General features: G+C 34.8%; 15 protein-coding genes. 14 read left to right on the forward strand and 1 reads right to left on the reverse strand.

Going from position 1 to position 12,969, the window contains the following annotated elements; genetic code table 11:
* Nucleotides 1-40 precede the first annotated feature (40 nt).
* The 7 genes from MHB53_RS03070 to MHB53_RS03100 all read left to right on the forward strand — a co-directional run bounded on the left by MHB53_RS03070 (nucleotide 41) and on the right by MHB53_RS03100 (nucleotide 5,038).
* Entirely contained in the window at nucleotides 41-850 is an 810-nt protein-coding gene (locus MHB53_RS03070; RefSeq protein ID WP_340915680.1) for an Fpg/Nei family DNA glycosylase, read from the forward strand.
* Nucleotides 851-871: 21 nt separating this feature from the next.
* Nucleotides 872-1,714, forward strand: a complete 843-nt coding sequence (locus MHB53_RS03075) for a deoxyribonuclease IV (protein WP_340915681.1) — start codon at nucleotides 872-874, stop codon at nucleotides 1,712-1,714.
* Nucleotides 1,715-1,916: 202 nt separating this feature from the next.
* On the forward strand, nucleotides 1,917-2,609 hold the full coding sequence (locus MHB53_RS03080) for a helix-turn-helix transcriptional regulator (RefSeq protein ID WP_340915682.1): 693 nt from the start codon (nucleotides 1,917-1,919) through the stop codon (nucleotides 2,607-2,609).
* Nucleotides 2,610-2,780: 171 nt separating this feature from the next.
* On the forward strand, nucleotides 2,781-3,404 hold the full coding sequence (locus tag MHB53_RS03085) for a superoxide dismutase (protein ID WP_340915683.1): 624 nt from the start codon (nucleotides 2,781-2,783) through the stop codon (nucleotides 3,402-3,404).
* Nucleotides 3,405-3,569: 165 nt separating this feature from the next.
* A complete protein-coding gene (locus MHB53_RS03090; protein ID WP_340915684.1) occupies nucleotides 3,570-4,085 on the forward strand; it encodes a YwhD family protein in 516 nt (171 codons plus the stop codon).
* 45 nt (nucleotides 4,086-4,130) lie between these two features.
* Complete coding sequence (locus tag MHB53_RS03095) at nucleotides 4,131-4,367, forward strand: indolepyruvate ferredoxin oxidoreductase subunit alpha (protein ID WP_340915685.1); 237 nt, start codon at nucleotides 4,131-4,133, stop codon at nucleotides 4,365-4,367.
* Between the two features lie 173 nt (nucleotides 4,368-4,540).
* On the forward strand, nucleotides 4,541-5,038 hold the full coding sequence (locus MHB53_RS03100; RefSeq protein ID WP_340915686.1) for a flavin reductase family protein: 498 nt from the start codon (nucleotides 4,541-4,543) through the stop codon (nucleotides 5,036-5,038).
* Nucleotides 5,039-5,229: 191 nt separating this feature from the next.
* Here MHB53_RS03100 and spoVB read toward each other — a convergent pair whose 3' ends face one another.
* Nucleotides 5,230-6,750 (reverse strand): stage V sporulation protein B, encoded by a 1,521-nt coding sequence (gene spoVB, locus MHB53_RS03105; RefSeq protein WP_340915687.1) that lies wholly within the window; start codon nucleotides 6,748-6,750, stop codon nucleotides 5,230-5,232.
* 545 nt (nucleotides 6,751-7,295) lie between these two features.
* Here spoVB and MHB53_RS03110 point away from each other — a divergent pair.
* From MHB53_RS03110 to MHB53_RS03140, 7 genes are all read left to right on the forward strand, one after another.
* On the forward strand, nucleotides 7,296-7,496 hold the full coding sequence (locus MHB53_RS03110) for a LysE family transporter (protein ID WP_340915688.1): 201 nt from the start codon (nucleotides 7,296-7,298) through the stop codon (nucleotides 7,494-7,496).
* A 162-nt stretch (nucleotides 7,497-7,658) separates the two neighbouring features.
* Complete coding sequence (cdaS, locus tag MHB53_RS03115) at nucleotides 7,659-8,279, forward strand: sporulation-specific diadenylate cyclase CdaS (RefSeq protein WP_340915689.1); 621 nt, start codon at nucleotides 7,659-7,661, stop codon at nucleotides 8,277-8,279.
* Between the two features lie 573 nt (nucleotides 8,280-8,852).
* Nucleotides 8,853-9,137 (forward strand): diguanylate cyclase domain-containing protein, encoded by a 285-nt coding sequence (locus MHB53_RS03120; protein ID WP_340924443.1) that lies wholly within the window; start codon nucleotides 8,853-8,855, stop codon nucleotides 9,135-9,137.
* A gap of 329 nt (nucleotides 9,138-9,466) precedes the next feature.
* On the forward strand, nucleotides 9,467-10,516 hold the full coding sequence (locus MHB53_RS03125) for a C45 family peptidase (protein ID WP_340915690.1): 1,050 nt from the start codon (nucleotides 9,467-9,469) through the stop codon (nucleotides 10,514-10,516).
* A 161-nt stretch (nucleotides 10,517-10,677) separates the two neighbouring features.
* The gene (locus MHB53_RS03130; protein WP_340915691.1) at nucleotides 10,678-11,253 is read left to right on the forward strand and encodes a TetR/AcrR family transcriptional regulator; all 576 of its coding nucleotides are present in this window, start codon (nucleotides 10,678-10,680) and stop codon (nucleotides 11,251-11,253) included.
* Nucleotides 11,254-11,279: 26 nt separating this feature from the next.
* On the forward strand, nucleotides 11,280-12,689 hold the full coding sequence (locus MHB53_RS03135) for an MDR family MFS transporter (protein WP_340915692.1): 1,410 nt from the start codon (nucleotides 11,280-11,282) through the stop codon (nucleotides 12,687-12,689).
* Between the two features lie 49 nt (nucleotides 12,690-12,738).
* Complete coding sequence (locus MHB53_RS03140) at nucleotides 12,739-12,870, forward strand: hypothetical protein (protein ID WP_340915693.1); 132 nt, start codon at nucleotides 12,739-12,741, stop codon at nucleotides 12,868-12,870.
* Nucleotides 12,871-12,969: the final 99 nt, after the last annotated feature.

The raw sequence follows: 12,969 nt of genomic DNA on the forward strand, positions 1-12,969 counted from the left end.
GATAATGGGATTATATCCTTTTAAAATTGGAGGTAGAATAATGCCAGAATTACCAGAGATGGAAACATATAAATCCCTACTGCAACAAATGATCGTTGATCATACGATAACAAATGTTGCAATCAATCGGCAAAAATCAATCAATGTGCCAACCGAACATTTTATTCATCATGTACTAAATCAGAAAGTTGAATCCGTTGATAGAAGAGCCAAATATCTGATTTTCAAACTACAAAATGGCTCCTGTTTACTGTTGCACCTGATGCTTGGTGGTTGGATGTTTTATGGGAATGCAGACGACAAACCGGATCGGACGATACAAGTACAGCTATCATTTGGACATTATCACCTTTATTTCATTGGACTTCGATTAGGCTATTTGCATCTTTTATCACATGATATGCTTAATAAAGAATTTGAGGAGATCGGTCCTGAACCACTTGATACGAATTTTTCACTGGATGCTTTTCTCGGTACCATCAAAAATAGAAAAGGTGGATTAAAAACAACATTAATTAATCAAGAATACTTAGCGGGGATCGGAAATCGTTATTCGGATGAAGTTCTCTGGCATGCGCAATTGCTACCAGAAAGAAAGATAATTGAACTAAACCACGGTAATAAAGTTTGTTTGTACGAATCAATTAAATTTATTCTTCAACAAGCCATTCAAAACGGGGGTTATATGGACGAACCTTTTTTCCCCGGGGACAGCAAAACAGGTCGTAACAAAAACAAGATGTACGTGCATGGTCGTGAAGGAAAGGAATGTAAACGATGTCGCTCGCCAATTGTAAAAGTAGAGATTTCCTCTCGTAAAACATTTTACTGTCAAGTCTGTCAACATTAGACTTACCTAAGGAGCATTCATATGAAATTCGGTTGTCATCTTTCTATTAGAGAGGGCTATTTGGGAGCTGCAAAACATGCGTTCGCAATGAAAGCCGCTGCTTTTCAATATTTCCCTAAAAACCCAAAAAGCTTAGCAATAAAACATTTTAGCCATGATGATGCTAGGCTATGTAAGGAATTTTGTGCTGAAAAATCACTTATTTCTGTTAGCCATTCACCTTATCCAACTAGTTTGACACCCCTTAATGAAAAAAAGCGAGACCAGGTGATTCACTCTTTGCTAAATGATCTGGAAATTGCTGAGGCTTGTGGTTCTATTGGCGTTGTCGTTCATTTTGGCAAACAGATTAGCCATACTTCCCCAATTGCAAGCTATCAACTTATCATCGAAATGTTGAATGAAATTCTTCAACTATGGCAAGGAAATGCTAAGGTTTTACTTGAAAATAATGCTGGTTTACCCGGAGCAATTGGAACTACCTTGGAAGAACTGGTCCAAATCCGTAATTTATGTAATGATCCTGAAAAAATTAGATTTTGTTTTGACACCTGTCATGCTTTTGCTTGTGGTTTATGGGATGGCGAAAACTGGGATGATCTACTAATGAAAGGGATGGAACTTGGATATTTCGATGCGTTAAGCCTTATTCATTTTAATAATTCGAAGTATGAAGCCCGGTCGGGAAAAGATCGTCATGCTCCTATTTTTGGACCTGGGTATATAACAGAGACGCAATTTGATCAGCTAATGAAAACATCTCAACTTATAAACGTTCCTTTTATATTGGAAACACCAAAAGAAAATATGTCACACCAAAAGGAACTAAAGCGATTACAGGAAAGATGGGGTGAAATTGAATAGGCGGCTGTACTTGGTACACACCAAGAGCAAAAATTCGGTAAAGAAATTCGGACTTTATTCCGCCACTAGAAGTTGAATAGCTATAATGTTTATACACAAAGGTTAATAGAGTATAAATAGATTACCAAAGGAACTTACTATAAAAAACAATATATTGATGTTATGATAAGGTAAGAAACTTTTATTTCGGGGGTGAAAATATATGGACTCTCGTTTAACAACTAGAGAAAAATTACTTGATTTGCTAAAAAAGGAAACCCAAATGACAGTGAATCAAATGTCTCAACGACTGAATATTACAGAAATGGCCGTGAGAAAGCATCTTAATATTCTTGATCGAGACTCTTTTATCCAAGTCTCTGAAATAAAGCAGCCTATGGGTCGTCCTGTCCAAGTTTTTTCCTTAACAAAGGAAGCGGAAGTGTTGTTTCCTAAAAACTACGAAAACCTTACGGTAGACTTCCTTCATGATCTCCAACAACTTCAAGGAGATGAAATTATAGACCAGCTTTTTGAAAACAGAAGTAAACGATTGGCGGATAAATACGCATCATATGTGAAAAATACCTTATCAAATAAAGAAAAATTAGAGACCCTGACCAACATCCAAAGTCAAAAAGGATATATGGCTGAGCTTAATCAGATAGATACAAATCAATTTGAATTAATTGAGTATAATTGTCCTATTTTTGAGGTGTCAAAGAATTTTAAACAGGCATGTACATGTGAAACGAAGATGTTTAAAAAAATATTGAATACAAAACATGTGCAACGAACCAGTTGTAAGGCTGATGGAGAAAATCATTGCCATTTCCTTATTCATTTTGATGAGCCTAATGAAAATAAAAGCTTACTTATTCAAAAAGATACAAAAGAAAGGTCAACTGTTATGTAAAAACATGACAGTTGCCTTTCTTTTTTGTTATCATATTTTCTCCGTAATGACAGATTAAATCAAGTGGACTTTTTAATTGAGCAAATTAATTGCTTTCTTTAGAGTGTCTATTATACTATCAACTTATACTTAATAAACCATAAAGTATAAAAACTATTAGGAGGAATAAAAATGGCGAAATACACACTACCCGCTTTAAGTTTTGCTTTTAATGCATTAGAACCAATCATTGATCAACAAACAATGGAAATACATCACGGGAAGCATCATCAAACCTATGTAAACAACTTGAATACTACTTTGGAAGGATACGAAAATTTACATAACAAATCTTTGCAAGAACTACTAACAAATTTAGATGCTTTGCCTGAATCCATTAGAACGGCTGTTAGAAATAATGGTGGTGGCCATTTAAACCATTCTCTGTTCTGGGAAATTCTAGCTTCACCTTCAGAAGGCAATGCTCCTACAGGCAACCTAGCAATAGCTATTAATAATAGTTTTGGCAGTTTTGAAAACTTTAAAGATGAGTTTTCGAAGAGTGCTATAAGCAGATTTGGTTCAGGTTGGGCTTGGTTAGCTGTTAACTCCGAAAAAAGACTTGAAATAACAAGTACGCCAAATCAAGATAATCCAATTATAGAAGGAAAAACTGCAATCTTAGGCTTAGATGTATGGGAACACGCATATTATTTAGCTTACCAAAACAGAAGACCAGATTATATTTCAAATTTCTTTAAAGTTATTAATTGGGATGCAGTCTCCATTAATTTTTCAAACACATTGAATGCTTAATCAATAAGGGATAAGGGGATAAGTGATATGGGATAAGTGCCTTAACGCCCTTATCCTATTAGAAAACATTATCAGCTAAAATGTAATGTCGTACATAATTAACCATTACTGTAATCACTATACCAACCAACCATTTTAAATATAAAAGTATAAGGGGGGACCCAGTTGAAAGAAAGTTCACCTAGTGGTCCGCAATTTAATATCCTTAAAAACGATCCTACAAGGGGCGAAGGTGGCTACGGAGTCGGGACAATTTCTTTAGAAAATATTACTCCCGTTATCATCGATCCTGAAGAGACACTAGCGTTTATTGATATCGATGCTTTACATGGTAGAAGTTGTGTAGAAAGAAAAGTTAGATTTGGGCCGACAAAAGACAATTTAATAGAACCGCGATTATACTGGATTGTCTGGGTATCACTTGAACTCGGAGATATTGGCCCATTTTACTCAGGTATAGGTGCATGCGAAATATTAATTTCCAGGGAAGAACGAAGAATCCGACCTGGTTATAAATCTATGCCTGAACATGTCAATACTTTAGATCAGGTATTGAAAAACAAAATTCTAATTAGTCATATGGATGCAAAATCCAAAGAACTACTCAAACGTTTTTTGATAAAATTTAATTATAGCTACTGGGAACATTCGAATGAAGAAGTTAAAAAAAGCTTTTCCTAAGAGTGGAATTAAGTTCTTTAAATTAGTAAAAGGGCGTGATTATAAATGGCTTTTGTAATAACTTCTCCTTGTATAGCTGAACTTGCAGCAGATTGTGTCGAGGTTTGCCCTGTCGACTGTATTGTAAAGGGAGAAGATCAATATTTTATAGATCCTGAAGTATGTATTGATTGTGGAGCGTGTGAGACCGCTTGTCCGGTAGAAGCAATTTATCATGAAGAAGAAATGCTAGAAGAAGATATTGTTTTTGTTGAAAAAGCAAAAAGCTTCTTTAACATATAAATTAACTCTGTCGTATACAATCTTTTTCAAACCCTTACAAGACATAGTCTTTGTCAACAAACGTTGAAGTTAAATAGAAAACGACATTCTATTTGATAATATTTGTGTCACCTGAGGATGACTAAATTAGATATTAATTATGCGAATGATAACAATTACAAAGGAGTACTTATATGGGGAAGAATGCAGAAAATATAACTAGCTTTAAAGAAGCAATGGGGAATTACCCTACAGGGGTGACCGTCGTTACAGCTTTTGATCAGAATGATAACCCTTTGGGGATTACTGTTAATTCATTCGCGTCTGTATCTTTAGAGCCTTTACTTATTTTATGGTCCATTGACAAAAAGGTCAGCACTTATGACGCTTTCCTCCAAACTGATACATTCGCAGTAAATATTTTAGCTGAGGATCAAAGTGAACTATGCACACTCTTTGCTAGTAAAGTAAATGATCGATTCAGTCAATGTGACTGGAAAGAGTCGGATCTCAAACTTCCCATTTTAGCTAATTCTCTAGCGGTTCTGCAGTGTAAAACTTATCAGAAAGTTAATGCTGGTGACCATACGATATTAATTGGCGAAGTTGTAGATATTAAGAACGAAAGTAAAGGACCTCTCATGTATCATAGAAGAGCTATGGGACCAATTCCGAAAGTGTTTTATAACTAGACGAGAACCTAGTAAGAAATGAGGTATCCCGCGCTTCGAATAGAAAGGCATCGCAAAAGACACTAAACTTCGTGATGCCTTTTTTTCAAGGATTTTAGGAACTGTGATTTCTGCTATTTAATAGTTACTAATCTAAATTCTGATTGTGAAAGAAAATCCTCCTGCCGTACAGTTAAGTACATGTATACTCATTAATTATTGAAAGCTTTACTTTTAAAAGATGCAAGGAATAATAGATAAATAAGCAAGGATAACATTAACGCTGACCCTAACTGGAATACTGGATTTGTATTACCGATAGACCTATATATGATTAATCCTCCACAACCCATTAGCATACCTGATAACAAAACTTTTACAAAATCCAGTAGATTTAGATTAAATCCAATTAGTTTTGAAACGGTTATAAGATGTAGTAAGGTACCTAACACTACGCCTACATTCATCGCAATCGCTACTCCTTTGATCTCGAATGTAGGATTAGAGGTTAGGATAAATATAATCGGAAGAGTAATGACTGAAGAAACTAAGTTGTTGAACATAACCGCTTTCGCTTTTCCTAATCCAATTAGTACTGCTTGTAATGGTGCATGGAAATAATGTAAAAGAAAAAATGGTGCCATTATTTTCACAAAGATAGCTGCTTCAGGTGATTTATATATGAGCGTAGTTAATGGTTCCGCAAAAAGATATACAATGATTGTCCAAGGTACGCCGACGATTAACCCAATCCGGATCGCTTGTTGGATACTCCTATGTATGAGCAAATGATCTTTTTTCTCATGGGCTTCACTTATAACCGGAACCAAGGGAACAGATAATGAGTGAGTGACAAATCCGGGAAGTAAAATTAAAGGCGCAGCATAGCCAACCAAAATCCCAAACTGTTTAGTAGCAAGGGGTGTCTCCACACCAGCAATGGATAAACTTTGTGTAATTAGCACGGGCATTGCCATCCCTATGATCGAAAGTATTAAACCGTCTCCGGTTGTGGGAAGTCCAGTTTGCAATAGGTCCGTAAAAATCTTTTTACCATTTCTGGCATGCCTTATGAAGGAATTCCCCAATGTAAAGTTCTTATCTTTTTCCTTTTTAAACAATAATAGTATATAAAATAAAGAAAATATTTCCCCAATAACGCTTCCTAACACTGCGCCAGCTGTTGCAAATTCAATTCCATAAGGTAGTAGCCCTTGGACCAAAATGAAAATAAATCCAATCGTAATAACCTGTTCAAAAACTTGAGAAGATGCAATCGGAGTCATATTTTGTTTTCCGCGAAAGTACCCCTTGAAAACAGCAGAAATCGCCACAATCGGGACCATTGGGATGACGGCAAGAAAAGAATAATACGCTCTTTTGTCCGTTAACAAAATCGAAGATAAAAAGTTGGCACAAAAGAAAGTAGCAATCATGACAACGATACTTAATAAACCAATAGTCGTTAAAGAAACAATGAGAATTTTTTTGACACGCAGCTTGTCTTCTCTTATCTCAGCTTCGGCAACAAGTTTGGATATCGCTAAGGGAAGACCCAAGGTAGTTAAGGTAAATAATAGACCCACAATTGGCATTGCCATCATCATAAGTCCAACGCCTTCAGGTCCAAGAATATTGGCTAGCATAATCCCATTGGCAAATCCCAATAATTTCGTAATAAAGGCTGCTACAGTTAAAATGATCGTTCCTTTTATAAGACTTTGTTTTGTCATATATTCCATCCTTTATCTTGTCTTAGTAAATATATATGCAGTAAAGCATTAATTATTGACGTTTCTAAGATAGGCGGATGAAATATATTATTAAAATAAATGAGCTAGGATACTTTTTTTTCACTAAAAAAGGAAGTGCAAAAGTTTCCTCTTAATTCCCGGCATTTAGTTATTGATACCAATATCTTTACGTTAGCAATGATAATAAAGCCTCGATTGTTAAGTAATTATTTGTTAAACATGAAGTATTGACAAATATTTAAGTGTATTTTTTGTTTTAAAGTTTTAATGAAAGGTATAATGTCTTTTTGATGATAAAAAGAAAGATTGATATGTGCTTTGTGAGGTGGGAACATAATGTTAGCAGAGTTACTTCATGGAATTGTATTGACCTTCGGGTTAATCTTTCCCTTGGTGCACAGAATGTATTTAATTCTAATCATGGGCATCACAATCAATATTCAGACGAGCAATTCCAGTCATTATTATAGCTTCCTTGTGATACTTTACTCATTTTATCAGCAGTGTTGGGAGTTTCCATCATCGTGTTAACAGTTCGGATATTGCAAATAGTCCTATTTTCTATTGGACTATTGTTTCTACTATATTTTGGGTGGTCTATTTGGAATAGTGATCCCGCAAACTTAAGTCAAAAGGAAGCGGCGATGCCAACTAAAAAACAGATCATGTTTGCTGTTTCAGTATCCCTACTTAATCCTCCTAACATCCTTTTTTTTAATAGATGAATAAATAATTCTCATGAAGACAAACTTTAAGTACATTAATAAATATAAATTGAACAAGTTGTGAGCCGATAAAAATATTATTAAAACTTAAACTAAACTATTTACTAGCAATATTGGTGATGATATATCGTAAAAAAGAGAGTTAAAGGGAGGTGCGTGTCTGTGAAGAATGAAAGTTGCAATTTTTCACCAATGAAACAGATATTAAAAGAGGATATTCGCCAAGTAATTACAGCATTACAGAATAACTTAGAAGCAATGGGGAATGAAAACTATTGCCTTCTTGGAAATTTCGAAAAAATTAAAGAAAAGTTTGTGTACATTGAAATGAAAGCTGCTACTTTTTATTTAAACTGTTATTTGTCTCCGTTTACGGACAAGTATCCGGAATTATCAATTTGCGTACAAAACATGTCCAATCTGAGACATGGTGGATTAATTGTGATTCAACGGGAAGATTCTCTTGAATCTTTGATTCAACCGGGTATTTCAATAGGAGCAGAGTTAACCCATTCTTTATTAGAATCAATTTTTTTCCCCGGAAATCCACTCCATGATGGTGCTGTATTGGTAAGTCTAAATCAGATCGATTCCGTAGCAAATGTCCTTCCACTTTCAGACAGATATACAGGTGAAAAAAAACTTGGTACACGACATCGCGCTGCTTTAGGTTTAACTGAACGAAGTGATGCTCTTGTACTAGTTGTATCTGAGGAAACAGGTAGAGTTTCATTTTCCTTAAATGGAAACCTTTACCCAATTACTATTCATGGGTCTCTATAGAGATAATTTTTTTAAAAAGGTATATGTCTTTTCTAATAAAACATTCTGTTTATTAATTACAGTCAATTTGCTCAATGGTCTGTAAAAGCTGGGAAGAAATTGATTTGAAAAAGAGGGTAATCGATATGATCAAAACAATTAGCCTTATTTAGGCAGCTTAAGAAAAGAATCATATATTCAAATCAAAGCTAAGGCATATCCAGACCTGGATGATTCCATATATCAAGTTTATAATAAGAAGAAACCCGAAGCTGCCTGAATATTCCTGTTAAATTAACACCACCTTTTAAAGAAGATGAGCTTAAAAATACTTTTTTTGTAAAAAGCTAATATGTATTTTATCTTACATATTTGAATCAAAATACAAAATAATTCAAAACATTGCAGAGTGATATTCCTTTATTAACAACGAATAAGGTCCGCTTTCACAAGAATAAATGTATATGTAATCACAACATGAAGGAATCTATTGTTAGTTCAAGAAGGGAAAAAAATGCTTATAGGGGAAATTGTTAAGTTCAAATTCGAGATTTTCAGGTTGATACTTTTGTAAATCGAGGAGTTGAAGGATCAATAAAAGATGCAGCGAAGACAGATGAAAAAAAGGCAATTATGTACATTGATCTTGTTAATTTTAAAGCAATCAATGATTCACTAGGACACAATGTTGGAGATGAATTTCTATTACGTCTAAAGAATATTGCGAATTATGAAAAAGTAGAAGAAATCGATATGAGGATGCAATCTATTTTTAAAGTGCATGGGACAATGATAAGATATTTAATTTCCCATGCAGATAAAGCGTTATATAAAGCAAAGGAAAAGGAAAGCAGAAATAAATATGTTTTTTATTCATAGGACAAAGTTGTAATGAGGTAACATATTTTATTGGGAAATAAATCTCGAAATTGAGACTTAAAATTTGACTTCTCGTCAATTGATTGGTAAAGTGATGTTAGATTGAGAGAGAATTTGAAATATATAATAGCACGATGGGGTCGTTAATTTAGTTATCTAATTATGATTTCCGAACGATATTAACTAAGAAAACGAAAGCTATAAGCTTTTAAAAGAAATGTGCGGCGATGTTATCAAATAGGTGTTTTTTTACTCTTTCACTTGATTAATCAAGTAGGAAGAGAGGAAGTCACGGAATATAATCTTAGAAGTAAACGAGGAGCGTATAAATGAATCATTTTTATAGCGATATCATTCAGTTTAAAGGGAATCATTATGATTTCGGCTATATGCAAGGGGAGTTGTTAAAGGAGTCTCCTATCCTGTTCAATCGTGAAAAGCAATGGGCCTCAATGAAAAAACGTCATTTTAATATCAATCAAAAAGACGCGATTCATCTATTCTCCAAATTTATTCCTAGTATGTTGGATGAGCTACATGGGTTAGCGGATGCGCTAAACTGGACGATGGAGGATGCCTTAAGAGACTTTGGAGGTTATTATGTTGAGTATGAGAAAAGTGGATGCTCTATTTTAACAGGATCTGAATTTTTAATTAGAAATTATGATAGCCATCCCGGTTACTATGAAGGAAGGTATACAATTTATAACCCAACAGATACGGGCTATGCTGTTATAGGTCCTTCAATGCAAATAACAGGTCGTACCGATGGAATGAATGAAAAAGGGCTTGCGATGGGCTATAACTTTATTAACCGAGTTGGCTCAGAAAATGGATTTGTATGTAATATGATTGGTCGTATTATTTTAGAAACTTGTGCTAATGTAGGTGAAGCTATCTCTTTATTAAAGGAAATTCCCCACCGAACGTCATTTAGTTATGTATTGTTAGATCCGAGTGGTGAAACATTTGTTGTAGAAGCTTCACCAAGAAAGGTAGTAGCTAGAAAATCGAATATTAGTACGAATCATTTTGAAGTGTTAACAGAAGAAAACCGCTATCGAATGAATGACTCATTAAGGCGAAAGAAGGAATTGGAAGGAAAGCAAAGTGATGATCTAGATGTATATGAGGCATATCGAATATTGAACGATAAAGAAAAAGATATATTTTCTAGCAAATATGCTACTTCGGCCGGAACAATACACACATCTGCTTACATTCCGAGAGAAAGGAAGGTTTTGTTTGCAATTGGCGGCAATCGAATGCCAGTTATCTTTGATTTTAATCGCTATTTAGAAGATGAAAAAATAAATATTAAACAGGTCAAAGGCATTCTTGATTACCATACGCCATTTGTTAATATGGATAGGTTTTAACCTGTACTTGTTATAGTAATATAGTGTTTAATACACAATTTGTATGAATAAATTGATACATCTAGATATTTTTTAATATAAATGTTAGTTATGACTAACTAACATTTATAAAGTAGAACTAAAATGCAAATCTATTCAAAAATTAATTTGGAGGGAAGAGGATGCAAAATACCTCAGATAAAATACTTCAGGCAGCATTAACTCTAATGCAAGATAGAGGCTATCAAACAGTTTCTATAAAGGAAATAGCCCAATATGCTGAAGTAAGTGAAATGACAGTCTTTCGACACTTTAAAACTAAAATGGGTGTTTTTGAATCAGCCGTAGAAAAGTTTTCTTATATTCCACGTTTTGAAGAAATTTTTACGAATCATATTGTTTGGGACTTGGAGACGGATTTGACTTTAATAGCAAAGTCTTACCTTGAGTCGATGAATAGAAATAAATCCATTTTTTTAATTGCGATTCAAGAAAGAAGCGATTTTCCAGAGTTAAATCAAGCAATCGCCAAAAATACAATGAAGCTTAAAAGTTTAATCATCTCTTATTTTACTTCTATGCAAGAGAGAAGCCAAATGAAGGAAGTGAACGTAGAAGCACAGGCCATTATTTTTTTAACAACTTTATATGGTTATTTTTCATCCACCTCTTTATGGAAAGACCATTTCCTGCATGACTGGGAGGAATCTTTTTTACTCAATACAATCGATTTGTTTTGTGAAGCATTTAAAAAATAAGTTTAGTTGATAGGAGCTTAAAATAGATGATATCTGAAAAACAGTCATTTAACCGAAACCTTATTATTGGAATCTTGTTATCCGCGTCTTTTGTTACCATTTTGAATCAAACGTTAATCATTATAGCCATTCCTCCTATAATGAGTGATTTTCAAATTAATCCAAGCCAGGCCCAGTGGCTGACAACGGCGTTTATGTTAACGAACGGAATATTAATACCGGTCACAGCATTTTTTATAGAAAGGTTTTCAAGCAAACATCTTTTAGTTGCTGCGTTAAGTATTTTTTCACTCGGAACGTTGATAGGCGCAATCGCACCTAGTTTTTCTGTTTTGCTTTTAGCAAGAATTGTTCAAGCCGTTGGAGCTGGGATTATGATGCCCTTAATGCAGACGGTTATGCTTACCCTTTTTCCACCTGAAAAAAGAGGAGCTGCAATGGGGCTGGTTGGTCTTGTCACGGGGTTTGCCCCTGCAATAGGTCCATCATTAGCGGGCTGGCTCATTGTTCACTTCTCGTGGCGATCCCTATTTTACACTGTGCTTCCAGTTTCTTTGATTGTTCTACTTTTAGCAATAGTCCTAATGAAAAATGTAACCGAACAAAAGCAAGTACAAATAGATCTTGTATCTGTTGTTTTTTCCACTTTTGGATGGGGAGGTCTACTTTATGGATTTAGTATCGCTGGTACAGCTGGATGGACGAGCGCGCAAGTTATTGGGGCAATTAGCGTTGGGGCGGTAGCATTATTCATCTTTATCTTAAGACAATTGAAGCTGAAACAGCCGATGTTGGAATTCCGTGTCTTTAACTCACCCATGTTTACGGTCACAACAATATTGTCTGTCTTAGTATTTGCGATCATGGTAGGAACGCAAACACTATTACCAATTTACGCACAGGATGTAGTAAGCTTTACCGCTCTTGAATCGGGCTTAATGCTGCTTCCAGGGGCACTGATCATGGGCTTTATGTCTCCGGTAACTGGGAGGATATTTGATAGATTTGGTGGTAAGTGGCTTTCTGTAAGTGGTTTTTCCTTAATTTCGGTGTCGTTGATTTTGTATACAAACTTGTCACTCGATACATCTATCGTATGGATTGCGACGATATTTTTCATAATGATGATTGGTATCTCGATGATGATGATGCCGTTAATGACAGCTGGCATTAATGCCTTGCCGCCCCATCTCATTCCTCACGGTACGGCAATGAGCAATACATTCCGGATGGTTGGCGGATCAATTGGAACTGCAATCCTAGTTTCTGTTATGAGTAATGCATCCTTAAACACATCACTTCAACAACCTAAACAAGCAGCAATGGATGGAATTCAAGATGCATTTATGATTGCATCCATAGTGGGGATTTTAGGTGTTTTATTGTCGTTCCGTGTAAAAAGCAAGAAAGATAAAGAAAAAGTGATAAGCGAATAAAATTGAGTTAGTTTGTTGATATTACATTTAGTAAAGAAGTTTTATTCAAATGAATTTTTTGTGGGTTATAGCAATAAGTAATGAATTAATAATATTGAAATCTGTAGAAGCAACTGGAATGGAAATATTGATTATTGCAGGTAGCTGTATGTGTGTAGTAGTTACGGGGAACAGAGTATGATATAGTTCTATTCGCTAGCGAGATACAAGTAAGCTGGTCGTTAAGACCAGTTTACTAATTTTTTCACATAAATAAAAATGGAATTACAGATAATCACTT

The organism is Bacillus sp. FSL K6-3431 (assembly GCF_038002605.1).
Classification (GTDB): Bacteria; Bacillota; Bacilli; order Bacillales; family Bacillaceae_C; genus Lederbergia.